At 63.1% G+C, this 25,503-nt stretch carries 19 protein-coding genes; 9 read left to right on the forward strand and 10 right to left on the reverse strand.

All coding sequences use genetic code 11. The annotated features are described in order from the left end of the window. Position 1 precedes the first annotated feature (1 nt). Both LRQ04_RS02735 and LRQ04_RS02740 read left to right on the forward strand, forming a co-directional pair. Complete coding sequence (locus LRQ04_RS02735) at positions 2 to 1,264, forward strand: aldolase (RefSeq protein WP_235517472.1); 1,263 nt, start codon at positions 2 to 4, stop codon at positions 1,262 to 1,264. Between the two features lie 14 nt (positions 1,265 to 1,278). Next, the gene (locus LRQ04_RS02740) at positions 1,279 to 2,091 is read left to right on the forward strand and encodes a bifunctional allantoicase/(S)-ureidoglycine aminohydrolase (RefSeq protein WP_235517474.1); all 813 of its coding nucleotides are present in this window, start codon (positions 1,279 to 1,281) and stop codon (positions 2,089 to 2,091) included. A gap of 124 nt (positions 2,092 to 2,215) precedes the next feature. On the opposite strand, the gene LRQ04_RS02745 is transcribed toward LRQ04_RS02740, so the two are convergent. Genes LRQ04_RS02745 through LRQ04_RS02755 form a run of 3 tightly spaced genes read right to left on the reverse strand, consistent with a single transcriptional unit; the run spans position 2,216 to position 5,467 of the window. Further along, a complete protein-coding gene (locus tag LRQ04_RS02745) occupies positions 2,216 to 3,124 on the reverse strand; it encodes a carbohydrate ABC transporter permease (RefSeq protein WP_235517478.1) in 909 nt (302 codons plus the stop codon). Between the two features lie 10 nt (positions 3,125 to 3,134). Further along, positions 3,135 to 4,133, reverse strand: a complete 999-nt coding sequence (locus LRQ04_RS02750) for a carbohydrate ABC transporter permease (protein ID WP_235517479.1) — start codon at positions 4,131 to 4,133, stop codon at positions 3,135 to 3,137. Then, positions 4,130 to 5,467, reverse strand: a complete 1,338-nt coding sequence (locus LRQ04_RS02755; protein WP_235517481.1) for an ABC transporter substrate-binding protein — start codon at positions 5,465 to 5,467, stop codon at positions 4,130 to 4,132. Before LRQ04_RS02755 ends, LRQ04_RS02750 begins: the two co-directional genes overlap by 4 nt. Positions 5,468 to 5,702: 235 nt before the next feature. On the opposite strand from LRQ04_RS02755, the gene LRQ04_RS02760 reads away from it, so the two are divergent. Beyond that, on the forward strand, positions 5,703 to 6,716 hold the full coding sequence (locus LRQ04_RS02760; RefSeq protein WP_235517483.1) for a Gfo/Idh/MocA family protein: 1,014 nt from the start codon (positions 5,703 to 5,705) through the stop codon (positions 6,714 to 6,716). Here LRQ04_RS02760 and LRQ04_RS02765 read toward each other — a convergent pair. After that, complete coding sequence (locus tag LRQ04_RS02765) at positions 6,713 to 8,209, reverse strand: sulfatase-like hydrolase/transferase (RefSeq protein WP_235517486.1); 1,497 nt, start codon at positions 8,207 to 8,209, stop codon at positions 6,713 to 6,715. The two genes, LRQ04_RS02760 and LRQ04_RS02765, sit on opposite strands and share 4 nt — an antisense overlap. 141 nt (positions 8,210 to 8,350) lie before the next feature. Here LRQ04_RS02765 and LRQ04_RS02770 point away from each other — a divergent pair, with 141 nt between their 5' ends. Further along, complete coding sequence (locus LRQ04_RS02770; RefSeq protein WP_235517488.1) at positions 8,351 to 9,532, forward strand: substrate-binding domain-containing protein; 1,182 nt, start codon at positions 8,351 to 8,353, stop codon at positions 9,530 to 9,532. Between the two features lie 9 nt (positions 9,533 to 9,541). On the opposite strand, the gene LRQ04_RS02775 is transcribed toward LRQ04_RS02770, so the two are convergent. After that, a complete protein-coding gene (locus LRQ04_RS02775) occupies positions 9,542 to 11,914 on the reverse strand; it encodes a polysaccharide lyase 8 family protein (protein ID WP_235517489.1) in 2,373 nt (790 codons plus the stop codon). Positions 11,915 to 12,059: 145 nt separating this feature from the next. Between LRQ04_RS02775 and LRQ04_RS02780 the strand changes: the two genes are divergently transcribed. From LRQ04_RS02780 to LRQ04_RS02790, 3 genes are all read left to right on the forward strand, one after another. Then, positions 12,060 to 12,647 carry a DinB family protein gene (locus LRQ04_RS02780; protein ID WP_235517491.1) on the forward strand — a complete coding sequence of 196 codons (588 nt, stop codon included), beginning with the start codon at positions 12,060 to 12,062 and terminating at the stop codon, positions 12,645 to 12,647. A 195-nt stretch (positions 12,648 to 12,842) separates the two neighbouring features. Further along, the gene (locus tag LRQ04_RS02785) at positions 12,843 to 13,343 is read left to right on the forward strand and encodes a sensor histidine kinase (protein WP_235517492.1); all 501 of its coding nucleotides are present in this window, start codon (positions 12,843 to 12,845) and stop codon (positions 13,341 to 13,343) included. 108 nt (positions 13,344 to 13,451) lie between these two features. Beyond that, positions 13,452 to 15,629 (forward strand): transglycosylase domain-containing protein, encoded by a 2,178-nt coding sequence (locus tag LRQ04_RS02790; RefSeq protein WP_235518636.1) that lies wholly within the window; start codon positions 13,452 to 13,454, stop codon positions 15,627 to 15,629. On the opposite strand, the gene LRQ04_RS02795 is transcribed toward LRQ04_RS02790, so the two are convergent. From LRQ04_RS02795 to LRQ04_RS02815, 5 genes are all read right to left on the reverse strand, one after another. Beyond that, positions 15,554 to 17,347 (reverse strand): FAD-dependent oxidoreductase, encoded by a 1,794-nt coding sequence (locus LRQ04_RS02795; RefSeq protein ID WP_235517494.1) that lies wholly within the window; start codon positions 17,345 to 17,347, stop codon positions 15,554 to 15,556. The genes LRQ04_RS02790 and LRQ04_RS02795 overlap by 76 nt on opposite strands. After that, positions 17,344 to 20,304: an FAD-dependent oxidoreductase gene (locus LRQ04_RS02800; RefSeq protein ID WP_235517496.1), complete on the reverse strand. Its 2,961-nt coding sequence runs from the start codon at positions 20,302 to 20,304 to the stop codon at positions 17,344 to 17,346. The genes LRQ04_RS02795 and LRQ04_RS02800 overlap by 4 nt, the downstream gene beginning before the upstream one ends. A gap of 2 nt (positions 20,305 to 20,306) precedes the next feature. Then, a complete protein-coding gene (locus LRQ04_RS02805; protein ID WP_235517498.1) occupies positions 20,307 to 21,446 on the reverse strand; it encodes a Gfo/Idh/MocA family protein in 1,140 nt (379 codons plus the stop codon). 186 nt (positions 21,447 to 21,632) lie between these two features. Beyond that, complete coding sequence (locus LRQ04_RS02810; protein ID WP_235517500.1) at positions 21,633 to 23,006, reverse strand: MFS transporter; 1,374 nt, start codon at positions 23,004 to 23,006, stop codon at positions 21,633 to 21,635. A gap of 238 nt (positions 23,007 to 23,244) precedes the next feature. Then, positions 23,245 to 24,051, reverse strand: coding sequence for an IclR family transcriptional regulator (locus LRQ04_RS02815; RefSeq protein ID WP_235517502.1), 807 nt, complete (start codon positions 24,049 to 24,051; stop codon positions 23,245 to 23,247). An 89-nt stretch (positions 24,052 to 24,140) separates the two neighbouring features. On the opposite strand from LRQ04_RS02815, the gene LRQ04_RS02820 reads away from it, so the two are divergent. Together LRQ04_RS02820 and LRQ04_RS02825 are read left to right on the forward strand one after the other, a co-directional pair. Further along, on the forward strand, positions 24,141 to 25,037 hold the full coding sequence (locus tag LRQ04_RS02820; protein WP_235517504.1) for a LysR family transcriptional regulator: 897 nt from the start codon (positions 24,141 to 24,143) through the stop codon (positions 25,035 to 25,037). 114 nt (positions 25,038 to 25,151) lie between these two features. Continuing rightward, entirely contained in the window at positions 25,152 to 25,496 is a 345-nt protein-coding gene (locus LRQ04_RS02825) for a YciI family protein (RefSeq protein ID WP_235517505.1), read from the forward strand. The last annotated feature ends 7 nt before the right edge of the window (positions 25,497 to 25,503 follow it).

Consider the following 25,503-nt stretch of genomic DNA (forward strand, 5'->3'; position numbering starts at 1 on the left):
GATGGGTTCACTGAGTTCATCTGACCTGGCCCACATCGAGGAACAGCTGACCGCGACGGACCAGTTGCTAGACCGCAACTACCCCGGCGACGACGGCTCCCGCCAGCCCATCCACACCCTCTACATTCCGGCGGACCGCTTCACGCCCACTTTCCTGGCGGACTGGGGCGCCCAGGCACTCGCGACGGCGGAAGCCCACGGCGGTCTCGAAAAACTCGGACAGCTGTTGGGCCAGGAGCCCGACTTGGCTGCAGCCGTTGCCGCCCGGGTAGCTTCCAAGCTGGCCTCCGAGCCCATTGAGGACCTTCGCCTGGACTTTGAAGACGGCTACGGTGACCGCGGCGACGAGGCAGAAGACGCCGACGCCGTTGCTGCCGCCAACGCCGTTGCAGCTGCTGTCGCAGCCGGAACAGCACCGCCGTTCATCGGTATCCGCTTCAAGTGCTTCGAAGCCCCCACCCGGGCCCGCGGCCTGCGCACCCTGGACCTGTTCGTGTCCACGCTCGCAGCAGCCGGGGAGCTCCCGCCGGGCCTGATCCTCACCCTGCCCAAGGTCACCACTGTGGCCCAGGTCCAGGCCATGGATTACGCAGTGTCCCGCCTGGAGGAAGTCCTTGGGCTCCCCGCTGGCCGGCTCCGCTTTGAGGTGCAGGTGGAAACCCCGCAGCTCATCATCGGCGCGGATGGAACCTCGCCTGTGGCCCAGCTCCCCCACGTGGTGCCCGGCCGCATTAGCGCCCTGCACTACGGGACTTACGACTACAGCGCGTCGCTGGGCATCTCTGCGGAATACCAGTCCATGGAACACCCCGTGGCAGACTTCGCCAAGCAGGTCATGCAACTGGCCGTCGCGGGCACAGGCATCCGCCTGTCCGACGGTTCCACCAACATCATCCCCGTCGGAGACGCCGTGGAAGATGCATGGAAATTGCACGGCCGCCTGGTCCGACGTTCCCTGGAAAACGGCTACTACCAGGGCTGGGATCTCCACGCCGCGCAACTGCCCAGCCGCTTCTCGGCGTCGTACGCGTTTTACCGCGAAGGCCTGCCCGCCGCGGCTCTGCGCCTCCGCAACTACGTGGAGCGCACCGAAGGCGGCGTCATGGATGAGCCCGCCACGGCCCGCGCGCTGGCTGGCTTCGTCCTCCGCGGCGTCCAGTGCGGCGCAGTGGGGACCGACGAGGTCAAGGCGCTTGCCGGCGTCGAACTTTCACAGCTGACCGCGCTGGCGCACCCGCGGCTCGAACAACCGACTTCCCACTGATAGGAGCATTTCGCATGGGCAAGTACTACTACCCCGAGGGCGGGCTGCCCCCGCAGACCCACCTGACCACCGAACGGGCCATCGTCACCGAGGCCTACACGGTGATCCCCAAGGGTGTCATGACGGACATCGTCACCAGCAACCTGCCGGGCTTCTCCAACACCCGCTCCTGGATCATCGCGCGGCCGATTTCCGGCTTCGCCACCACGTTCTCCCAGCTAATCGTGGAGATCGGCCCGGGCGGCGGCGCACCGAAGGCCGAGTTCGAGTCCGGCGTTGAAGGCGTCATCTTCGTGACCAAGGGCCAGGTCAACCTGACCCTCGACGGCGAGCTGCACCACCTCGAAGAGGGCGGCTACGCCTACCTCGCAGCCGGTGCGGAGTGGGGCCTGGAAAACGTGTCCGACGACATCGTTTCCTTCCACTGGATCCGCAAGGCGTACGAGCGGCTCGAAGGGTTCGAAGCGAAGTCCTTCGTCACCAACGAGAAGGACGTGGAGCCCACCTCCATGCCGGACACCAACGACGTCTGGAAGACCACCCGCTTCACGGATTCCAGCGACCTGGCCCATGATATGCAGGTCAACATCGTCACGTTCCAGCCCGGCGGTGTGATCCCCTTCCCGGAAACCCACGTCATGGAACACGGCCTGTACGTCCTTGAAGGCAAGGCCATGTACCTGCTCAACAACGACTGGGTTGAGGTGGAGGCCGGCGACTTCATGTGGCTGCGAGCCTTCTGCCCGCAGGCTTGCTACGCCGGTGGTCCGGGCGAGTTCCGCTACCTGCTGTACAAGGACATGAACCGCCAGGTGAAGCTGACCTAAGCATTGCGCCTACGCCGAGATCGCCGGAAAGCTGCCAGTTCGCTGGAGTTTTCCGGCGATTTCGTCGTTTTCCGGCGGACTCGGTGCTTCAGTTGTTTAGCGGCGACGGCCGATGGCGATCCGGCTACTTGCCCATCCCAAGCGTGAGTCCCTCGGTCAGCCGGCGACCCAGCCATACATAGATGATGAGCATCGGCAGGACCACGATCACGAGTCCGGCGAACAGTCCGCCCCAGTCAGCCCCGGAGTACGTCTGCTGCTGCACGAACGAAATCAGGGCTACTGGCAGGGTGTATTTTTCCGTGGATTGCAGGAGGGTAAGGGCCAGGAGCGTTTCATTCCAATGCGAGATGACCTGGAGGATGAACGCCGTCAGGATGCCACCTTTGGCGAGCGGCAGCGTAATGCGCCAGAACGTGCCGAACGCTGTGGTCCCATCCAAGGCCGCAGCTTCCTCCATCTCCAGGGGCAGGGATCGGAAGAACGCCGTCAACAGGAAGACCGTGAACGGCATCGAGACCCCGATATAGACCAGGTTCAACCCGATGATGCTGTCGGTCAGGTACACCTTGTTGAGCATGACAAACAGCGGGATCAGGATGACTTGCGCCGGAATGCCCAAGCCCAGGATGAAGTACAGGCTCAGGCCTCGGGTGAGCCTGTTGTCCACGCGGCTGAGGTAATAGGAGCACGGGGCCGCGATGGCTACCGTCAGGACCGAGGAAACCACAGTGGTCAGCAGGCTGTTCCACGTTGCGACGGCGAAGTCACCCACGGTCCAGGCACGGACGAAATTCCCGAAATCCAGGGACGTTGGGACACCCCAGGGGTCATCGAGGATGGACCGGGTGTCACGGAACGCCTGGGCCACCATCCACACCAAGGCAGCGATGCTAATGACGACCACCAGCCACAGCAGTGCTACCCCTGCCCCGCGGACAACGTTGCGTTCTCCGCGCAGGGCCGGGCTGACCCCACGCCGCCCCCTCCGGCGGATGGACTTTGCAGGGACCAGGAGTTCAACTTCAGTCATGTCATTTCCTCTAGAATTCGACGGCGTCCCGCCGCATGGCGCGGCGCAACAGGACCACCAGGACGGAGATCAGGGCAAGGGACAGCACCGCTGACGCTGTTGCCGCGCCATAAGCCGGCGTTGACTGTCCTGAGAACGCATTGACGTAGGTGTAGACAGCGGCCGTCCAGCTTTGCGTCGGTGGCACACCGGCACCGGAGCTTCCACCGAAGACCCAGACGATCTCGAAGATCTTCACGGAGGAGATCGTCCACAGCACCGCGCAGGTGCCAAAGACATCCCAGGTCAACGGCAGGATGACGTACCGCAGCCGTTGGAAGGCCGTGGCTCCGGCCAAGGCGCAGTCCTCGTAGTAATAGGGCGGAATTCGGTCGACACCGGCCATCAGGATGGTGGTGAAGTAACCGGTGGTGGTGCACACCAGGGTGACCATGATGAGCGGGAAAATGTTGTCCTGCGCCAGCCACTTTGGCGGATCCGTCACGCCCAGCGGAGCCAGGAGGCTGTTGACCATCCCACCGGGATTGAAGATGAACCCGGCCAGGACGCCGAATACCAGTGCGTTGATGAGGTGCGGGAAGAAGATGACGTTGCGGGCAATCTTCTTCCCCGCCATGTCCCGGAGGACCAGCGTCAAGGCGAAGGCAAGGATGAAGATTGCCGCCCCCACTACGAAAAGAAGGAGCAGTGTGTTCCCGAACGAGGAAATGAACAGTTGGTCGCGGAAGATCCTGCCGTAGTTGTCCAGCCCCACGAATTTCATGGGGCCCGAACCGGCCCACTTATGCAGGCTGATCCATACTGCTCCCAGGGCGGGGACGATGAACAGCACCGTGTACAGGACGAAGGCAGGACCGACGAAGGGAACCAGCAGTTTCTTGCGCTGCACGTCGATGGAACTTCCGCCGCGTTGGCTACCGCGCCGTGATGTGTGCTGAAGCGGTTTTCCGGATTCCGGTCCCCGATCGGCCGTGCGGTTTACCCGGTGATCCTTCAGGCTCAGGCTCATCCGTTGTCCTTCCAATACTGGATCTGGGCGGCCTTCATCTTTCCGACAAACTCATCTGCCGTGCTCTTCCCGAGGAACAGCTCGTCGTCTTTGGGGAAGAAGACCTTTTCCATGTAACCGGGAAAAGTCACGCCGTCGTTTTGGAGGTGGGTTGCGGGGGCCGCGTCGATGGCCGCCTTGACGGACTCGACGGCGGCTGCAACCGGTGCGTCCGGCCTGACCGGGAGCACTTTGGCTTCTGTGCCGAGGGCGTTCTGGTACTTGGAGTTGAGCATGAAGGCTGCGAGCCGTTGTGCGGGAACCTGGTTCTTCGACTTGGCGGGCACTGCGAAGCCGATGAAGTCCACGCGGGCACTTGCTGGCTTATCGCTCATGGCCGGGAACTGGAATGACGAGTATTCGAATCCCGGGACAGCGTAGGAACCGGTCTCGGTGGGCGTCCAGGAACCGTTGAGCATGAGGGCCGCGTCGCCGTTCGCCCACAGTTGCTGCTGTGCAGGGAACTTGCTCGCGTTATAGCCACTGTTGAGGTACCCGCCCTTGACCAGGTTTTCTACCTTGCGGGCTGCTTCGAGGACTTCAGGGGCGTCCCAAGCGTCGCCGGACTTGTCCTCCACCAGTGCTTTGAAACTTCCTGCACCCTTGAGCCGGAGCAGAGATGTCACGAACCATGTGGCGTTGTAACCGGCAATGTCACCGTCCGCGGCGATGGGAGCTGTCCCGCTTGCCTTCAGCTTGTCCAGTACGTTGATGAATTCATCCCAGGTGGCAGGGGGCTTGTCCTTGAGCTCAGGGTGCTTTGCTGCATCAAACCAGATGCCATCCGAGCTGACACTGTAGGGGACCATCCACGGTTGGCCGTCTTCCCCTTTGAAGGCACCGTTGCTGGTGAACTTCTGCGGAATCACCTCACTGATTGAAGTGTCATCAACCTTGTAGGAGTACACGGAAGTCAGCGGGCTGGCCTGTCCGGTTTCGCCGATGACGGGCGCGAGTTTGGCCAGTGTTCCGTCCACCAAATCAGGCACATTGTTGGTGTTCAATGCAGGAACGAGCTTTTCACTATTGCTGCGGCCCTGCCATTGGACGCTGACCTTGGCCCCGGTTTCCTTTTCGAAGTCGGCGATGGCAGCAGCAATGACCTTTTGCTGTGGCTCACCGTCTTTCCACATTGACCAATAGTTGATGGTCTGCCCGGAAATGGAGCCGGAGATGTCTACGGTATCCGCCATGGTGGAGGCGTCAGTGGCTCCACCGCAGGCAGTCGTGGTCAGTGCAAGTGCGACGCCCATCAGGGCAGCCAGTGAGCGAAGATGACGGGCTGGTTTGCCCATGGGGATCACCTTTCGAGAGTGGGGGAACCGGCCGGATGCGGTTCGGTGAGACGACTCTCACAGTCACGGAAAGCAGGATTCAATGAGTACTTCGCAAAGTCTGTTGTTTTCCCGGAATGCTCCACAGAGGATTCGAGGGATTAGGCATTTATTCCTCCCTTGATGCTCCCCAACAATCAAGGTGATCTGCGCGGGCAGGCATTGCCGCGCTTTGGCTCAGAGCTAAAGAGGGAAATTGATACGACTGGGAATCATTGGTGCCGGTGCCGTGGCGCACTTCCACGCGGAATCCGCCGGGCGGATCAGCAACGTGGAACTGGCTGCTGTCTGCGATCTGCAACGGGAAGCGGCGGACAAGGTCGCATCACCTTGGGGCGCCCGCGTATATACGGACTACACGGTAATGTTCCGTGAAGCCGGTCTGGATGCGGTGATCATCAATACCCCACATGGGTTGCATTTAGAGATGGTGCTGACCGCGGCAGCCCAGGGTTTGCATGTGCTGGTGGAGAAGCCGATGGCCACCACAGTGGTGGACTGCGATCGCATGATCGAGGCCTGCGGCAACGCAGGGGTGTCCTTGGTGATTGGACAGATCCAGCACTTCCTCCCGGAGAAACTGGCCGTTGAGGAAGTACTGGCTACTGGCGAACTCGGCCGGGTCCTGATGATCCGCGACTACCGCACTACCGACTACCGGCCCGGCACCCGCCCCGACTGGTTCTTCAGCGAGGCCATGGCTGGCGGCGGGGCGCTGATGAATATCGGCGGCCACTGCCTGGACCGCAGCATCTGGTTCGGCGACGCAACCGTCCAGTCGCTGACCGCCTCGACCCTCAAACGCTTCGGGGTTCCTGTAGAAACGGACGGCACTATTTCCTTGACGCTCCGCAACGGCGTCCATGTCAGCGTCGTGGTGGTCTCTGATGCCGCCCAACGCATGGATGAGGTGCTCATCGTTTGCGAGCGCGGCACAGTCTCCTGCAGCCCCAACCATGGAACCCAGGTCCGGTCCGACGGAAAAACACGGACCGTGTGGGTGCCGAAGCCGGAAGATATCCAGGAGGGCTTCTTCCGGCAGCTCAGTGACTTCGTCAACGCACTCGACGGCGGATCACCGAAAGTCAGCGTTGAACACGCCCGCCACATTGTGGAAGTGGTCCTGGCGTCCTACGAGGCAGCCGCGTCCGGCAACGAAGTGGTGCTGGCATCACCTGCAGATCGCAAGATCCTGAGCCACACCCGCTAACGGTTCCGCCGGGCCGCGGCCGTGCCGTCCCAATTGGGAGGAGTGAAAGCCCCCAGGGGATCCTCCAGCACGGTCGCAGTCTGGCCCGCACCGGCTACCGGGAGCCAACTCCCATCCAGCCCGGGAAGCGCATGGCGTCGGAACCACTCCTGGAGTTGGGCCCTCATACCCGACACCTGGATGGCGTACGCCGGGTCATCCACGAGGTTCGTCCTTTCCTGGGGGTCTGCCCGCAGGTCGTAAAGTTCGTGGGGACCGAGCGGGTACCGGTGGACGTACTTCCAATCGGTGCTGCGGATCATGCGCACCGGACCGTACTCATCAAAGACCACGACGGCGCGTCCCCCGGCAGCGTTGGCCGGTCCGTCGTCGGGCTTCACGTTGGTGCCGTTGACTGCCGCCTCCGGCAGTGCGCGAAGCAACCCCGCGAAGGATTGGCCAGGTCCGTTGTCGAAGGGTTCCGGGTCCAGGCCTGCGAGTTCCAGAACGGTGGCGGCGACATCGTAGGCGGACAGCAGGTCCTCCCGGACAGCCCCCTGCTGGATCCGGCCGGGGAAGGCGAAGATCGCGGGGACTTTAACGGAGGAGTCGTAGACGTTCTGCGGGTATGTTCCGTTGCCCTTTCCCCAGATGCCGTGGTGGCCACAGTTGAAGCCGTTGTCGCTGCTGAAGATCACCAGGGTGTTATCCCTGATCCCCAGGTGGTCCAGGTGATCCAGAAGCCTGCCTATTCCGGCGTCCATGGCACTGACAGCCGCGAAGTATCCCACCAGGGCAGCCCTCACGTCCGGCTCGCCCCCGATCGGTACCCCATCCACGGTGGGAGTCCATGGGTGGAGGGGTTCCTGGGGACAGCTGGTGAAGTCGCAATGGGCATAAAGCTCTTCAAACTCCGGCGGATGCTGACCTTTCCAGGGCTTGTGGGGTGCCGTGTAGTTGACGGCAAGGAAGAAGGGCCCGGATTGCTCAACGGCATCGGTGGCGAAGGCGATGGCATCGCGAGTGATCGCATCCGTCAGGTACTCGGTGACCGTCTCCCGGCTGCTGGAGCCGCCGTCGAACCTGTACATCACCGATCGGTCGTAAGGGCTGCCTCCACCCTGCAGCGCGAACCAGTGGCTGAAGCCTTTCCGGGGAACATCGTTGGCGCCCAAGTGCCATTTGCCCGAGAGCCCCAGACGGTATCCGGCCTCGGCCAACGCGTCGGTGAAGAGAGGTTGGCCTTGAAGATAGTCCACCGCTCCCGGGCCTGTTTCCACGCCTGCCAGGTAATCATGGACGCCATGGCGTGAAGGGATACTCCCCGTCATGAGGCTTGCACGGGCCGGCGAGCAGACGGGCGAGACGCATAAGAAGTTTTCCAGACGTGTGCCGCCTGCCGCGAGGGCGTCCAGGTTTGGCGTATGGATCTCGCTGTTTCCAGCACACCCCAAGGCCCAGGCACCCTGGTCGTCGCTGAGGATGAAGATAATATTCGGCTTTTCGTTGGACACCCTTCATTGCTATGTGCCGTGGAAGCGAGGAATCAATGAGCATTCAGGATTACGTCACTAAAAGGCGAAATTAATATCTAAATACTCTCTCTTTGATGCGGCAAGATGGGAGGAATTACCGCCGACACGCGGAGCCCCAGCATGCCAAGGAAAACACCCGGGCCGGAGCAGGCTGCTCCCGCCTCCGCCACCATCCGCGACACGGCAAAGCAAAACCTGAAGTTCCAGAACCTCAGCGACAACCTGCGCAGGGGCATCCTGGCGGGCACTTGGGCTGTTGGCACAAAGCTCCCAACCGAGCAGCAGCTGTCCGTGGAAACCGGCTTGTCCCTGACCACCGTGCGCAGGGCCTTCGAGGACCTTGTGGACAAGGGGCTCGTCGTCCGGAGGCAAGGCGCCGGGAGCTTCGTGGCTGCACCGCAGCGCTCGCCAAAGCGTTCGAGATACGTGATTGGCGTCCTCCTGCCCGACACTCAGCTTTATTATCCGCAGGTGCTCCAGGGCATCGAGGAGCATCTGTCGTCCCGCGGTGCCAGCCTTCAGCTTTCCACGTACCACTACGACTTCACCCGGGAAAACGACAGTATCGAGTTCCTGTTGGACGCCGGCGTGGACGGGCTCATCCTGGTGCCGACCTTGACCGGCCTGGCCAATCCCCAGCAGCGGGTGGCGGAGCTGATGGCCCTTCCGGTTCCGGTTGTCCTGCTGGAACGCAGCCTGGACGACCTGGGACCGGGAGACCGCACCGAACACGTCTGCTCCGATCACCAGGGCGGCGCGTACGACGCCGTCATGCACCTTTATCGCTTGGGTCATCGCAGGATTGGGCTGCTCACGCGGGCCAACGAAGCCGCACGAAGCAGCAACCCCACCCAGGCCGCGGTAATCGCGGGGTACGCCGCCGCCGTCGAATCATTGGGCTTGGACCACAAGGGCCACACCATGGCTTTCAGCGCCACCAAGCCGGAATGGGAAGCGGATCAGGCCGAGCACATGTTTCAGCTTCTGTCCGGCAGCGGCGCCACTGCAGCGTTGGTGTTCGGGGACAGGGAAGCTGCGCTGTTGGAAGGTGCCGCGGCCAGGCACGGTGTCAGGGTTCCGCAGGACCTGGCTTTGGTTTCCTATGACGACGAAATGGCCGACCTCGCCCAGGTTCCCCTGACCGCGGTATCACCGGCCAAGCATCGCCTCGGTGTCATGGCAGCAGATGTCCTGTTGCGCCGGCTGACCGAGGGCGATGCTTGCCCGCTGTACCAGATCCGTTTGCGGCCAAGGATCGTGGTTCGTGATTCCTGTGGGTCCAAAGCAGTCACCCGTCCCTAGCCCCGGGGCCTAGCGGCGGAGCTTGACCACCCGCGCCTGCCCACCAAGGCCGGACATGTCCAGCGTCAGGGTAGTCCTGCCCGAAGCGTCAGTTCCCAGGGTGCCTGCGCCTTCCACCACGCTTGACCAAGCACCTTCCGGCAAGATCAAAGTAAGGCTGGCGGCCTTTTGCGTTGGTTCGCTGACGGCCAGGCTCAGCATGTTGCCGTGCCTGGAATACACCAAGCACGCCGGGCCGGAGGCTCCGAGGTCGCCCGCGGTCCCAGGCTTCCAGAACGTCGCTGCAGTGGTCTTTGCAGCCTTGAATTCCACGGACTGCGCGGTGGCGTCGTTTCGGATCACCACGTACTGCCCGCCCTTGGCAAGCTTGCTGCATTCCTTCGCGGACACTCCCGGGGCCACCAGGTAGGCATAGCTCTTTGGTGAAGCACCGGCACCGTGGTCAAGGTAGAGGGTGGCGAAATTGCGGTTCTGTACAGTGCTGCTGCCGTTGGTGTTCACTGCCGACCAGCTTCCGGAACGGCTTTCCCTGAGCACCGTAAGGGGAGATGAATCCAGCACGGCGTAACCGCCAAACCCTTCCAAGTGGACCCACCGGTCGTCACTCAGCACAACGGCGTTACCCGTCGTGTCCGCTATGGTGCCCGACGCCGTCGTGAGTGCGTTGGTGCCTTGATGCAGGTTGCGGTGGTCAACGATGCTTTCCACCGTGGCACCGGAAGCGGTGGTGATGTCGGCACCAAGGCAAACGGTGACGTCCCCGTCCACGAACCAGGACTTCCGTGCCGACAGTCCGGTCCGGCCCGGACCCACTAGATGCTGCCCGACGGCGGCCACGTCACCGAGCGCCGCCGACCCGGTCCACTCGTTCGCCGGAACGGCAGCACCCCATTCGCCTTCTACCTTGTCCGGCAAGGGCGTGGTGTCCACCGTGGTGCCTGGAAGTCGGTTGTAGTTGGCGGTGGCCCAGAAGGCGTCGTCGTATTGGGCCAGGTCCGAGGTGTAGAAGTACGTCATGCCGGAACCCGTGTGGTAGCCGCGGTTGTTCTCGCCGTTCCCGCATTCGTACCAGGCGATGCGGTTGCTGGACATGGAAAGCGAAAGCGCCCAACCACTCCCCCGGTGCATGGTGCGGTCCATGGCCGGGAAGAGCCTGTGCCCGGCCTGTTCAGCCACCGGTGCAACCCCTACGGACTGGAGTTCCTTCACCAGCGCGGTCCTTGGCACGCTGGCGCCCTTGAGGATTGGTCTGTACGTATTGCGCGCAATCCACCCTGCGCACAGCCCCCTCCATCGGGCGGCGGTAGCGGTATCCATTGCGCGGGCGAGGAGGAGAATCGCTTCGATCGCTGATGCCCCCAGGTCGTATCCGGTATTGGCTTCCCGGCTGATGCTCCTGCCTCGCACGGCATCGGCCATGGCCCCGTTCACCATGACCGGAGCAAATGATCCCTCCACTGCGTCGAAGAAGATACTGCGGGACGGATCCGAAACCTGGAACGCCGTACCGCCCAGGAGCGCGAAGAGCTTGGAAAGGCCAGTAAGCAGGACAACCCCATAGGAACCGGTGTAGGGCGTGGTGCTGTGCTGGATGAACGAGCCGTCGTGGAAGATGCCGTCCCCGCTGGTGACGTACTGCCACACTTGGCTCAAGCCGGCAATGGCGTGCTGGAGCTTGCCCGTGTCTTCTCCGGCCAGGGACCGGATGATGATTCCTTGGCACAGGTCCACCCGGTTGGCGCCCACGGAGGTGATCTTGCCGCGCTTCGGTGGAAACTGCAGCCAAGGGTCCGGAACAAAGTGATCTATGGCTGCCGAATATGACTGGATCTCAGCCGCGGACAACTCCCCATGAAGCAGGACCATGGCGTCGGCCAAGGCGCGGGGCACGCCGATTTCCCACGACCACCAGTTGCCAACTTCTTCCTTGGTGTCGTTATAGCAAAGGGCGTTGGCATCAGCGAGGCCGGCTTTGATGTCAGCCAACACCGAGGCATCTCCGAACACGGCCGCAGTAGGTGTTGCCCAGGCCGTGGCCAGCTGGGAAAGACGTGTATAGGTGGTGACCATCTCGGCGTCCTTGGCCAGGGACAGGTCCGTGAAAACCGATGCACGGCCGGACACCCGGTTGAGCTTTGCCAAGGAATCAGCGGCCTTGCTGTTCAGGGCAGCGATCGCCGCGGCAAAATCCGGATCACCGGCCTGGATGACCTTGCGGCCGGTGATCTGGTCCACCCAGCGGTTCCGCAACGCTGCGAACTCCGAGGCATCCGGAGGTGTGTCGGCCCACGCATTTTCGGCAAACATCGAGCTGACCACTGCTGCGAGGGACAGGGCACCGGCTCCCTGAAGAAGGGTCCGGCGAGGGAATTGAAGTGACAAGGAGTTGCTCCTAACACTCGTGGATGGACACGGTCCGGCATCCTTTGGCCGGGGCCCTCCACTGGCTTGGGTTGTAGTCAACGCGAGGAGGAGGGGAGGAATAAAGCAGTTATTCCTGTCGGTCCCCTTCTGTAGAGTGCACAACATGGATGGCAAAGCGACGCTGCTCACATACCTCAGGAATCGGCGGGAGGATCTCCTCAGCAAAGTCGAGGACCTCAGCGAGTACGACGCCCGCAGGCCCATGACGCCCACCGGCACTAATCTGTTGGGGCTCGTGAAGCACGTCGCCAGCGTCCAGTTGGACTACTTCGGTGTGACGTTCGGGCGGCCCAGTGGCCGGGAACTGCCGTGGTTTGCCGATGGTGCCGAGCCTGATGGGGACATGTGGGTTCCGGCCAACGAAAGCCGCGAAGAGATCATGGAACTCCACCGTTTCTCTGCCGAGCACAGCGACGCCACCATCGAGGCACTGCCGTTGGACGCGGCAGGCGTGGTGCCCTGGTGGAACGAGGCAAAGAAGAACGTAACGCTTCACCAGATCCTGGTGCACATGTGCGTCGAAACGGCCCGCCATGCCGGGCATGCGGATATTCTCCGTGAACTCATTGACGGTTCGGCAGGCCAGCGGCCAGGGGATCTCAACATACCGGGAAAGTCCACGGAGGAGTGGGCAGCGTACCGGGCCCGCATCGAGCAGGCCGCAGTGGAGGCAGACCACAGCAACCGCTGACACCCTGACAGCGCCCGACGACGGTACTCACGTACCGCCGTCGGGCGCTGTTATTCGGGAAGTCGACCGGCGCAAGTTCGCCCCGCAAACTTGATACGAACTTGAGCTAATCGAAAAGGTTCCTTGATACATCAGCGCCACGCTGGAAGCAGTCGAAGCACCAATACACGGAGTCTTCGGCATCGAATTTCCAGTATGAAAGACGACGATGTGGGGGACCCAATGGACCAGTCAGCAGCTCTCAGTGAGGTGATGGCCGTCAAGGGCATCATCCAGGATCAACACCCCGTGGATTTCTACGCGCTGGGTGTCGCAGGATGCATCGACCGGCTGGCTGCTCCGCTTCGCAGGGCCGGTGTGACAGTGCACTGGCACACCCCGCACCATGGAATCGAAATCTCGTCCTCCGCGGCGGCCCTTTTGTATCACGTGGCCCAGGAAGCTTTCAGCAACACTCTGAATTATGCGGGAGCCAGCGAGCTCACCATCCGCCTCAACGCGGTTTACCACGGCATCCAACTCACCATCACCGATGATGGCAGCGGCTTCGAAATCCATGCCGCGCCCAGTGGACGGCGGCACGGTTTCGGGCTCCTCATGATGTCGATCGCAGTGCACGACGCCGGCGGGACAGTGGACATCGACTCCGAGGTTGGACGGGGCACCAGCGTAAGGGTCACCCTTCCCCTGGATTGAGTCCTATTTGGAACCTTATTTAGGCTTCGACCCCATGGATCGGCGGCAGAGCCGGACGTATTCTGTACCTACTTTTCAGCCTCATATCCCTACGGAATGGCATCGAAAATGGCGCGGAACAAGGGTCGTAAGCCAGCTCTCGGTAGGGTCCTGCTCAGGATCTTCGGTTTCTTTTCCGTGAGCATCCTCTGCGGCGTGCTGATCTCCGGGTTCGTGGTGCCCGTAGTCGCCTTCACCAGCACCACGGTGGGTGGATCCATCGGGTTCTACGAGAGCCTGCCCAGCGAACTCAACGTCGACTCGCCGTCCCTTTCCAGCACCGTTGTCACTGCCGACGGCCAACACATTGCCACCTTCTATGCCGAGAACCGGGTGAAGGTTCCGCTGGAGGAAATGTCACCCTTCATCCGTGAGGCTATCGTCGCCATTGAAGACAGCCGGTTCTACGAGCATCCGGGTGTGGACGCCCAAGGCATCATGCGGGCGCTGAGCTCCAACCTGACCAAGGGAACCAGGCAGGGCGCCTCCACGCTGACGCAGCAGTACGTGACGAATGTCCTTAACGAGTCAAGGCTCACCCAGGGACGTCCGGAGGATGTGGTCCTGAGCGGCGAAAAGACCATGGGAGACAAGCTCCGCGAGATCAAGCTGGCCCTGGAATTGGAAAAGCGGTTCAGCAAGGACCAAATCCTTGAGGGCTACCTGAACATTGTCTTTTTCAACCGGAACGCGTACGGCATCGAAGCGGCGTCGCGCTACTTCTTCAGTACGTCCGCCAAGGACCTGACCTTGCCGCAGGCCGCACTCCTGGCCGGCTTGGTGAACGGGCCCAGCGTCTACGATCCAACCGTTGCCCCGGACGCCGCAGTCGCCCGGCGCAACCTGGTGCTGGACAGGATGCTGGAGCAGGGCAAGATCACCGCTGTGGACCACGGGGTTGCAGTGGCGTCACCGCTGGAACTCAACATCACCCCGTCCATGCAGGGCTGCGCGGGGGCCACCATCGCCACGTATTTCTGCGACTACGTTTCGCATCTCATCCTCAACAACGACGCCTATGGCTCAACTTTGGAGGAACGCGAGCGGCTCCTGTTCCGCGGCGGCCTCACCATCACCACCACGCTGGACAGCAGGCTCCAGGCCGCCGCGCAAAAACAGGTCGATGCCTCGGCAGGCGACAATCCTGACAAGTGGGGCGCAGCCATGACCACGGTGCAGCCCGGTACCGGCAAAATCCTTGCGATGGCGCAGAACACGGTGTTCGTCCCGGAGGAAGGGAAGTACGATACCCAGCTGAACTTCAACGTGGACGCCAAGGACGCGAACGGCTACGACCTCAACGGGGCCGGCGGCTTCCAACCCGGGTCCACCATGAAGCCGTTCATCTATGCCGAGTGGCTCAACGAGGGCAAGAATCCAACCGCGGTGGTGGATGCTTCCCGCCGGGTCTACCCGGTGGGCTTCCCGTGGCGTGACAGTTGCGGGAAAGTGATGGGTGGCTACAGCACGGCCCAGAAAGCGGCCAACCTGGGCGCCGACGACGACCTGCAAAACAACGACCCCGGCTACTACCGTCCCATGCCCATCAACTACGGGCTCTACAACTCGATCAATACGGCCACGTTCGCCACTGCCGCGCAACTGGATTTCTGCGGCATCCAGCGGATGGTGGACACCGTGGGCCTGCACAGCGGCCTGGACAACGCGCCGGTCAACATGCACCAGATCGGCAACCTGCTCGGTTCCATCGGCGTGGCGCCCGTGGTCCTGGCGAGCGCTTACGCCACCTTCGCCAACGACGGCACCTACTGCGCCCCCATCGCCATCACAGAAATCAAGGACGCCCAGGGGCGGCAATACGATGCCCAGCAACCCGAGTGCCGGGATGCCGTCAAACCTTCCGTTGCCCGCGGAGTCAACGCCGTGTTGCAGGACGTACTGAAGATGGGTTCCGGCGTCTACATCGAACCCAAGGTTCAGAACCAGGTCCCTGTCGCAGCAAAAACCGGAACCTCGAACAACAACGGAGCCACCTGGGTGGCCGGCTTCACCACGGCGCTCGCTACGGCGTCGTTCTTCGGGGATACCTCGGCGGGCCAGCAACGGGCGGGCCAAAACGTCACCATCAACGGCAAGTTCTACAGGTCGCTGGACGGCTACATGATCGCAGGTCCACAGTGGGCAAACTACATGATGGAAGCCACGGCGCTCTACCCCAGTGGTCCCTTCCCTGCACCGGCTCCCCCACCGGCTCCGGTCACCCCTGCACCTACTGCGCCGCGGTAGGTGTCCACGCCGGCGAGATCCCGCCCGGCGATGTAGCCGAACGTCAGCGCGGGACCTAGGTTGATGCCGCCTGCCGGGTAGTGGCCGCCCATGACGTTGGCTTGGTCATTGCCGGTGACGTATAAACCGGGAATGGGTTCGCCGTCGTGGTTGAGGGCGCGGCTGCGGCCGTCCGTCTCCACGCCAGCGAACGTGCCGAAGCTGCCCGGAACCACCCGCACGGCATAGAACGGGCCCTTCTCGATCGGACCCAACGACGGGTTGGGCTTGTTGCCGGCATCGCCGCCGTACCGGTTAAAGGCGGTCTCGCCCCGGCCGAAGTCGGGGTCGACGCCGGCACGCGCGTTGGCGTTGAATCTGGCCACTGTTCGACGTAGACCGGCGGGGTCTATGCCGCACTTCTCCGCCAGTTCTTCGATCGTCCTGCCCTTGATCAGGTATCCCGAGCGGAGGTACGGGAACAGAGGCACGGGCAAAGGTTTGGCCATGCCCAGCGGGAACCTGCGGACAAAGCGGCTGTCCGCGATCTGCCACGACTCCACGGTTTCGCCTTCAGGCGTTGCGGCCAGGAGCGCCTCGACGTAGTCGTAGTAGCCGTTGGCCTCGTTCACGAACCGCTGACCGTCCGCGCGGACACCGATGCTGCCCGGCTTGGCCCGGTCCATGATGTGCGGGAACACCCCCGTCCTGCCGTTGCGGTAGGGCACCAAGGACACCGGGCACCACGCGGCAGGCGATTTCACCGCAGTTTTGAAGCTGGCCCCCACAGACTGGGCCAGGTTGATGCCGTCGCCGGTGGTCTCCCCCGGCGCCAGCGTCCAGTGCTCACGGCCCGTTGGGGTTTTGGGGAACAACTCTTTCCGTCGCTGCACATCGTTGGGGAAGCCGCCGGACGCCAGCACGACGCCGCGGGCAGCGTTGATCTGCAGCTCACCTTCCGGTGAACGCACGACGGCGCCAGTCACTGTGCCGTCGTCGTCTTTGAGTAACGCTGTGGCCGGTGTGGAAACGCGGATGTCGACGCCGAGGTCATCAGCCGATTTCATGAGCCTGCCTGTGAGCGCTGTGCCGTTGACCAACTGCATGTTGCGGCGGTGCGTCAGGAGGTCCAGGAGGTGGAAGCCGAAACGCCAGCCCGCGTGGAACAGTCCTTTGGGGTTTCCCTGTGATGCCGAGAGAAATTTGCTGAGGTCCGGGCCTGCCATGATGCCCATGCCGAGGAACGATGTTTCGTACAGTTGGTGGCGCATCCTGGCTCGCACGGTGGGTTTGATGGCGCGGGCGTTCAGGGGTTTGGGGCCTACGGACCGGTTGCCGGTTCCTGCTCCGGGCAGCTTGCCGTAGATGTCGTTGATCTTGCTGCCGGGAACGAACTGCAGGGATGTTTTGTCGTGGAAGAAACCCACCATGTGCGGGGCAGCCTCCAGGAAGGCATCCACGTTATCCTCCTGATAGTCCTCCCCAAGGACCCCTCTGAGGTACGTGCGGAAGGTGTCCTTGTCCTCCCTGACACCTTCCTTTTGGGCCAGGGGATTCCCCGGTGCCCAGGCCCAGCCGCCGGACCACGATGTTGCCCCGCCGCACACGTCAGCCTTTTCCACCACGATGACTTTCAGTCCGTGATACGCGGCCGTCACTGCCGCTGAAAGGCCCCCGGCCCCTGAGCCGATCACCAGGACGTCGCAGTCCACGGTAGGCAGAGGTTGCTTGGTGTTCATTTGTTGCTCCCGGTAAGTGCTGCGTTGTGGATGGCGAGGGTGCTGAGGACAGCTCCGGCTGCCGCTTTGAGGTGCGTGGCCCATCCGGATTCGCCCAGTGCTGCGACCCGGCGGTCCGATGGGGTTTCGATACTGACAGGTGTATCCGCGGGGAACGCCGCTACGAGGGCCGCAAGATCGAATTCGCCTTCCCCGGGGACGCCGCGCTCGGAGCGGGACTCCATGATCAGTCCGTCCCTGGTGCTTGGCGGTGAGGAAGGTCCGTCGCAAAGTTGAATCAAAGGAACAAGGTCCGCCGCGGCCTCAAGCTGATCCAGTGAACCGCCGAAGCGGTTGACGTGGAGGGCATCCACTACGATCCTGCAGCCCGCCCGGCGTGCCAGCGCTGCCGCCTGCGGTATGGAACGGACTGCCTGGTAAGCAATGGGTTCCAAGGTGGGCATGATGCCGTAGGCCTTGCCGTCCTGGGTCATCTGCGCGAGGTGGTCCCCAAAGCGATCAAGGTCCGGGTCCGCGCATGCCACCGTCAGGGTCGAGGCACCCAAGGCTTGGCCGGCTTCCATCATCTGCAGCCACGCCTGGCGCTGATCGGTCCCGTTCTGCAACCCTGTTCCGTCCAAGAGCAGGAACTCGATGTCTTCAACCGTGATCCCTGTGTCAGCCATGCGGGCCAGGGTTTCGCGAAGCATGGGCGAGCCCGGTTGAAGGTCATAGGGTCGCTCGGATGCAGTAACCGGCCGGACCCGTGCGCCAATGAAATCGAATCCTGCCTGGGCTGCGATGCTCACCAGGTCAGGAGGCGCGGTGCCGACAAGGGAAAGCTGGGCCAATCCGAGCCGCCGGGGCTGACGTTCGCTCTGCTGTGCGCCGAAATCGCCGGAAGCCTGCGGCTTCGCTGGAAAGCTCCAGCGACCTGGCACCGTTCCCGCGAACTCGGCGCCCATCCCGCGTCCGGCCAGCGTCGAAGCGATGCGTTGGGCTGCGTCGTACCCACTCTTCACAGCGTTGGACACCATAGCCGGAGAGGTATCCACAACCGTCCCGGCCAGCGCGACCGGCACGGACGCAGCCACGCTGAGTCCTGCTTCCCGTTCCTCCAGCGTGAGGGAACCATCCAGCGGCAGCACGGAACGTGAAACCAGGAGATCGCCCGGAGCCTCAACCCACTGGTCCTCAACACCCGCTCGGCTGATCCGGACCCGGGAACCGTCATACTCCTCGATGGTGCTGGACAGGAAAATCCGCACCTGGGGGTTGGCCTCGAGCCGTGGCACGGCAAGGATCTTGGCACGGCGCCCCGACTCAGGAGCCAGCGCCGCCTGCGGGCCCACGATCAGCACGGCTGTGCCCAAGGAAGCGAGGGTGTCCGCAACAGTCATGGCCACGGAATCAGCACCCCATATGGTCACAGCTTCGGGAACAGCAGCCGAGGCATCGCCGTCCAGGATGTCCGGATGGGCGGACAGCCAGTCCCGGACATCGGACACCTGCGGCAAGTCGGCCCCGATAAACCCTGGCGTCGGCCGCAGCCCACCCGTAGCAAGGACCACGGCATCGGCGCCGACCTCGCGGGCCAGCTTGCCGGCGTCGGAGATATCAACGCAGGCTCCTAAACGGACTTCCACGCCCAGCCGCTCGTTTTCCGAACTGGACCACTCAGCAAAGCGGTGGAAGTCCGGCGTCGATTTCATGCGCTCAGCCATTGCGAATTGCCCGCCGGGGCGCACGCCGTCGTCCATCAGCGTCACCCGGGCACCGGCTTCGGCGAGTTCCCGGGCGGCGGTAAGGCCTGCGGGTCCGGCCCCCACCACCAGCACCTTAGAGTCGGGACGAACAGCTGGAGTAGGAACTGGAACCCGTGATCGTCCGACGGCCGGATTGACCGTACAGGTGACCTGGCCGAGCCCGAGGTTGTCGATGCAGACGTTGCAGGCGATGCAGGGCCGGTAGCGTTCGCCCCGAAGGACGCCGCCAACAAAGGCAGGGTCTGCATGGATCGCACGGGCCAGGCTCACGAAGTCGCAGGTGCCCTGGGACAGGACTTCTTCGATGATTTCCGGCGAATTCAAGCGGCCAGCCATGCCCAGGGGAAGCCCGAACTGCCTGTACGCCTTGGCATAGTCGGCCAGGATTCCGGGCTTCCACTCCCCCGACTGAACGATCCATTCACCGGCGTCGTAACTGCCGGCCGAGATGTCCAGGAAGTCGAGTTTGTCCAGGTGCGCCTTGGCGATGATGGCCACTTGCTGCTCGGCGCTGATGCCGTCGGCCGGGCCTTCCACCACCGAAACCCGCATGCCCACAATCGTGTCCGGCACGGCCTCCCGCACGGCGTCGATCACCAGGTTCATGAAGAACCAGGGAGCTGCGAACTCGTCGGTGCGGTGGTTGGAAATGGGCGACATGAACTGGTGGATCAGGTACCCGTGCGCGCCGTGGAGGTTGATGACATCGAACCCGGCGGCAACAGCGCGGCGGGCCGCGGCCGCGTACGCTGCCACAAGCTCGTAACACTCGGCAGCGGTGAGTTCGCGCGGAACCTCGCCTCCCGCCGTCGGACATGGAACCGGCGACGGCGCGAGGTTCTTGAAACCGGAAACTGCGGCCTGCGCGGTGCGGCCGCCGTGGTTAAGTTCGACGGCGGCGAGCGCACCTTCTGCGTGCAGGGCTTCAGTGAGCCGGCGAAGTCCGGGGATCATGTCATCCGTGTGCAGGCCAAGTTGGTGGGTTCGGCCCTTGCCGTCGGCCCGGACGTAGGTGGCCTCAGTGGTGACCATGCCCAGTCCGGCTTTGGCACGGGTGACCAGGTAGTCGATGTATTGCTCCGTGATGTAGCCGTCCGGGGTGCCGTAGTTGCGCTCCATGGGCGCGGAGGCCAGTCGGTTGCGGAGGGTCTTGGGAGTACGGCCGTTGCGGCCAAGGGTCACGGGTGTTCCGGCGATTCGTGTCTGTGCCATGGTCAGCCAGCCACCTTCTGGAGGTCGCGGAGCCCCGGGATCGCCTGGTGTGCGGGGTGAACGGGTGCGAAGCGGACTGGTTGGCCGGTCCGTGAAGATTCGTACACGGCGAGGAGAATGCGGAGGGACTTCAACGCGTCCTTACCGGTGATGGCCGGTTCGGTACCAGCCTCGAGTGCTTGGACGAAGTCCTGGACCTGGAGTTTATGGAATGGGATCAGCTGGCCGTTGATGGCGGAAAGATCGACGTTCGGCTCCACGCCTTCAGGGTGGACAGGTTCGACGACGATCCGCTCGCCCACCGCCCACAGGTCCAACCGCCCGTCGCTGCCTTCCGGGAACTCCGTCAGGGAAGCCGAGGCACCTGTTTCCCCGGTGATACGGAGCTGGATCCCCAGGTTTGGCGATACGGCAGTGGAGGCCTCCAAGGTGGCCATCGCGCCGGAGGTGAAGGTGATCACCGCCGTCGCGGAATCTTCTACCTCAATGTAGTCACCGTGGCGGTAGGTGTTGACCTTCCCGTAGACCTCGGCCACGTCGCCGAGGTACCACTGGAGGAGGTCGATCTGGTGGACAGCCTGGGACATGAGGACCCCACCGCCATCGCTGTCCCAGGTACCACGCCAGGCGTCACGGTTGTAATAGTCCGGCGCCCGGTGAAGCATCACTGAGCACTGCGCCATGATGGCTTTGCCCAACGTGCCGTCGTCGATGGCTGCACGGATCTTCTGCGACGCCGGCCAGAATCGGCGCTGGAACAGGACACCCAGTTGGACTCCTGCTTCCTCGCAGGCTGCGACCATGCGCTCGGCGGACTCCAGCTTGGTGGCGATGGGCTTCTCACAGAGGACGTTGACGCCAGCGGCCGCGGCCTTCAGGACCACTTCCTCGTGCGTGGGGTGCGGTGTGCAGACCGAAACAATGTCCAGGTCCAGCGCCAGGAGCGCATCCACGCTGGTGAGCGCGTTGGGGATGTCCCAGGCTCTCGCTGTTGCCGCGGCGCGGTCTGCATCCACGTCGCAGACGCCAATCACCTGGACGTTGTCCAGGGCCTTGAAAGCTTCCAGGTGGTTGCGGGAAATGGCGCCGCAACCCGCGATTCCAACGCGGAAGGTGCGGGTTGCCGGTGCTGGGGAAGTCATGGGGTATCCAACTTTCGGAACTGGGGTTGCTTGGTGGTTGTGGCACGTCGCGGGGACGGCGCGGCGCCGGGCAGGCGCGGCGCCCGGGGCGTAAGCCGCAGGCGCTCCGCCGGGCCGGAAGCCGGCTGGCGCCGGCGGCGGGTGCCGGACGGCTGGAAGGTGCCGCCCGGCGTCGTGGTTTGTTCGTTAGTTGCGTGCCGCGCGCGGTTTGCCGAGATCCTCAAGCGGGACGTTGTAGGTCTCGCGCGCCGTCATGATGGCGATGGCAGAGGCCGCCAGGCAAAGGATGGTGAAGCCCGCCACGGGCATCCAACCGTTCGGCCCGGGCTGGGCCAGCAGCGTAGCGATAGCGGGTGCGAATCCGGCCAGGATGAGGCCGATCTGGCTGCCGATCGCCATGCCGGAGTAGCGGACAGCGGCGGGGAACATCTCGGGGAAGAAGACCGTCCACACGCCGTTCCAGCAGGAATAGAAGACTGTCATGTTGAGGAAGCCGAACAGGAAGACCAAGGCAATGTTCTGCTCGCTGATGGCCCAGAAGTAGCCCACCGTGGTCAGTGCGCAGCCGAGGGCACCCACCAGCAGGACCTTCTTCCGGCCAACGCGGTCGGAGATCATGGCTGAGATGGGGATGGTGACCATCGAAAGGCCGATCGTCACAGCGTTCACCGTGAGCAGGAGCGTGCGGTCGATGCCCACGGCCGGTCCGGTTGCGTAGGCCAAGGCGTAGACGGTGAAGGTGGTTTGCATGACAGAGAACAGCATCACCACGCCAACGCGCAGGACGTCGCGCCACTGGGTCTTGAGGACGGCGACGGCGGGGATGGCTTTGGGCTTGCTGTTCTCCACGATTTCTTCGAAGACGGGCGGCTCGTCCAAACGGGTCCGGATCCAGTACGCCACAGCCAGCACCACAACCGAGAGCCAGAACGGTACCCGCCAACCCCAGCTGAGAAGCTGGTCTTCGGGGAGCGCTGCGAGCGGGATGAAGACGATGGTGGACAACACCATTCCCGAGGCGTAGCCGGTCATGACGAAGCTGGTGAAGAAAGCCCTGCGGCCTTCCGGTGAGTGCTCCATGGTCAGGGTGGAGGCGCCAGCGGACTCGGCACCGGCGGAGAAGCCCTGGGCAAGGCGGCCTACCAGCAACAGCGCTGTTGCCCAGTAGCCGATCTGCCCGTACGTGGGCAGGAACCCGATACCGATCGAGGCGAGGCCCATGATCACCAGCGTGACCATCAGCGCCTGCTTGCGTCCGATCTTGTCGCCGTAGTGGCTCATCACGAGCCCGCCCAGCGGCCGGGCAAGGTAGCCCACGCCGAACGTCGCCATGGCTCCGAGCAAGGCAACCACGGGGTCGCCTCCCGGGAAGAAGATCTTGGGGAAGATCAGCGCTGCGGCCGTGCCGTAGATGAAGAAGTCGTAGTACTCCAGGGTGGATCCCAGGAAGGAGGCAAGTGCCGCTTTCTTGGGCATTTTGACGTGTTCAACCGGCGCTGTTCCAAGCAGTGCTTCCGGTTCGTTTACATCCGAGGGCGAGTGCTGCTGCACGTGTCCCATACTGTCTCCTCATTGAGTGCCGCGGGAAGTGGCACCGCCATGGTGCCTTGCCCGGCAAAGAATTGGATGAGGTCCGGATCGCCGGCTGCCGCTTTGTTGTGCAGCCCATCATGTTGCCGTTGATAACGACTCCGGATGTGTGCTCCAGATCACTGACGATTGTTCCTCTGAGATCGACTGTAGGACCCAGGTCACACCGCGTGGACGAACTTCCCGTTGAACGGGACAGGCTCTTTGACTACGCGGAACCAGTCTGCGACAGCCAGGGCCGGGAGCCGTAAGGCCGGCGCTCGGCACCCATGGTTCTGGACAGGCCGCGGCCTGCGGCCACAAGGACCGGCAGGATCAGGCCCGCGTCTTCGTCAACGGAAGGCACGACGACGGAAATCGCACCAATGACTGCCTGGCCCTGGCCGAACACGGGCACCGAGTACGCAGTATTTTCAGCCACCAGCACACCCACCAAACGGGCATAACCGCGCTCGCGGATCAGGGCGAGGTTGCTCCTGAGGCGGGCAGGATCTGTCTCCGTTGCAGGGGTTGTCTTCTCCAGCTTTCCGGCAACGAAACGATCCTGGACCCAGCCGGGCATATGCGCCATCATGGCCATTCCCGAGGACGTGGTGTGGATGTCCAAGCGCCCTGCGACCTCGGCCAGGTTCATCACCGTCCCGTGCCGGTCCAACCGTTCGAGGTAGAGGACGCTGTTGGACTCGATATCCGGGATGGATAAGGACACATGTTCCCGGACGGCCGCATGGACACCTTCCAGGAACGGCAGGCCACGACGCCGGAACTCCTCCAGCGGGTTGCTGCGGGATGCCAGCTCCCACATCTTCATTCCGACGCCGAATTCGCCGGCTTCATTGCGTTCAAGGAGGCCGTTGGATGCCAAGTCCATGGCCAAGCGATGAACCGTACTGCTGGACATACCGGTAATCCGGACGAGTTCCTTCAGGGGAAGCCACGGCTGGCCCTTGGAGAACGCATCCATGATCTTCACAACGCGCTCAATGACGGACTCCCCCGACGCCGAGTTAGCCATGGTGCCTCCGTTGAACCGTCCGGCTGCTTTCACCCGGAACCAGAACCCAATATAGCCTTGCACTGGATCCGTAAAACGTGGGAGGCACTGTGGAACTGCGGCAAATTGAGGCCTTCCTGGCTGTGGCCGAGGAGCTGCATTTCGGCCGGGCTGCTGAGAGGCTCCGCATGGCACAATCACCGCTGAGCCAGACCATCAAGAAACTCGAAAAAGGCCTGGGCGCACCACTTTTTGAGCGGAACACCAGGTCCGTTACGCTGACCACTGCGGGTCACTCACTGCTCCCACATGCCCGCAGGATCCTTGAAGAAGTAGATCTGGCGCAGAGGGCCGTAAATGCGGGCAACGGAACCGTTTACGGCAAGCTGGCCATCGGCTTCTCCGGTGCCCTGAACCACACCACGCTGCCCCCGCTGACCCGCGCCTTGCGCCAGGAGTATCCCCAACTCGATGTGACGCTGCACGGTGGATTGCTGACCCAGGAAGCTCTCCAGCAACTGGGTAACGGGGCGTTGGACCTTGCATTCATCGGCCTTCCCGTGGACGCCCCGTCCTTGGCCACCCGCCGCATTGCCACTGAGCGTTTGGGCGCCACCTTGCCCACGGATCACCCGCTGGCAGCCCGCTCCTCAGTGGGCCTGACGGACCTCGCCGGGGACCCCTTCATCACCATGCCCGCTGCACAGGGGTCCACCTTGCGGGAGGTGACCTTCGCTGCCTGCGCAGCCGCGGGCTTCCGGCCAAGGATCAGCCAGGAGGTTGCCGATCCCTACACGGCGCTTTCCCTGGTGGCCAGTGGGGTGGGGATCAGCCTCATGCCGGAATCGATCGAGGGGATCATGCCAACCGGCACCGTGTTCCTGCCCCTCGACGGCGACGATGTGCTGCTGTTCTCCGGTCTGGCATGGAACCCGGGCGGTCTGTCTCCGGCTCTCCGCGCCGCCCTTCAAGTAGCCGAGGAAGTACTTCCCACTCCGGCGGGCTAAGGCCCCACTATGTAGAATTTTCACATAGTTCTTGACCAACTAAGTATTGGACAAGGCCTAATACGTTGCCCAGCATTGAGGGAGCCCCATCAACTCAATGAAGAGGACACCCTCATGGCCACCTTTGCTGTCACCTACACCTACTCAGACGCCACGTCCGCTGGCCGGGACACTGTCCGGCCTGCCCACGTGGAGTTCCTCAAAGCCCAGTTCGAAAACGGTCGGCTCCTCAAAAGCGGTCCCTTCGGACCGGACGAAGCTCCGGGCGCCCTCCTGATCATTGCCGGTGAATCCAAGGACGACGTCGAATCCCTCATGAACCGGGATCCATTCCACGAAGCCGGCCTCATTGAAGAGCGCACCGTGAGGCAGTGGAACATCTTCTTCGGCGCCGACGCCGTACAGCCGGCGCAGCCCGCGCAGCCGGTGCAGCCAGCGCAACCCGCCGGCCGGAACTGAGGTTTCC

It is taken from the genome of Paenarthrobacter sp. AR 02 (assembly GCF_021538675.1).
In the GTDB taxonomy this organism is placed as follows: Bacteria; Actinomycetota; Actinomycetes; order Actinomycetales; family Micrococcaceae; genus Arthrobacter.

Bases quoted from the DNA above. Each gene is read 5' to 3' on its own strand.
- LRQ04_RS02735 (WP_235517472.1), top strand. From the start codon at position 2: ATGGGTTCACTGAGTTCATCTGACCTGGCCCACATCGAGGAACAGCTG.
- LRQ04_RS02740 (WP_235517474.1), top strand. From the start codon at position 1,279: ATGGGCAAGTACTACTACCCCGAGGGCGGGCTGCCCCCGCAGACCCAC.
- LRQ04_RS02745 (WP_235517478.1), bottom strand. From the start codon at position 3,124: ATGACTGAAGTTGAACTCCTGGTCCCTGCAAAGTCCATCCGCCGGAGG.
- LRQ04_RS02750 (WP_235517479.1), bottom strand. From the start codon at position 4,133: ATGAGCCTGAGCCTGAAGGATCACCGGGTAAACCGCACGGCCGATCGG.
- LRQ04_RS02755 (WP_235517481.1), bottom strand. From the start codon at position 5,467: ATGGGCAAACCAGCCCGTCATCTTCGCTCACTGGCTGCCCTGATGGGC.
- LRQ04_RS02770 (WP_235517488.1), top strand. From the start codon at position 8,351: ATGCCAAGGAAAACACCCGGGCCGGAGCAGGCTGCTCCCGCCTCCGCC.
- LRQ04_RS02780 (WP_235517491.1), top strand. From the start codon at position 12,060: ATGGATGGCAAAGCGACGCTGCTCACATACCTCAGGAATCGGCGGGAG.
- LRQ04_RS02785 (WP_235517492.1), top strand. From the start codon at position 12,843: ATGAAAGACGACGATGTGGGGGACCCAATGGACCAGTCAGCAGCTCTC.
- LRQ04_RS02790 (WP_235518636.1), top strand. From the start codon at position 13,452: ATGGCGCGGAACAAGGGTCGTAAGCCAGCTCTCGGTAGGGTCCTGCTC.
- LRQ04_RS02795 (WP_235517494.1), bottom strand. From the start codon at position 17,347: ATGAACACCAAGCAACCTCTGCCTACCGTGGACTGCGACGTCCTGGTG.
- LRQ04_RS02800 (WP_235517496.1), bottom strand. From the start codon at position 20,304: ATGGCACAGACACGAATCGCCGGAACACCCGTGACCCTTGGCCGCAAC.
- LRQ04_RS02805 (WP_235517498.1), bottom strand. From the start codon at position 21,446: ATGACTTCCCCAGCACCGGCAACCCGCACCTTCCGCGTTGGAATCGCG.
- LRQ04_RS02810 (WP_235517500.1), bottom strand. From the start codon at position 23,006: ATGGGACACGTGCAGCAGCACTCGCCCTCGGATGTAAACGAACCGGAA.
- LRQ04_RS02815 (WP_235517502.1), bottom strand. From the start codon at position 24,051: ATGGCTAACTCGGCGTCGGGGGAGTCCGTCATTGAGCGCGTTGTGAAG.
- LRQ04_RS02825 (WP_235517505.1), top strand. From the start codon at position 25,152: ATGGCCACCTTTGCTGTCACCTACACCTACTCAGACGCCACGTCCGCT.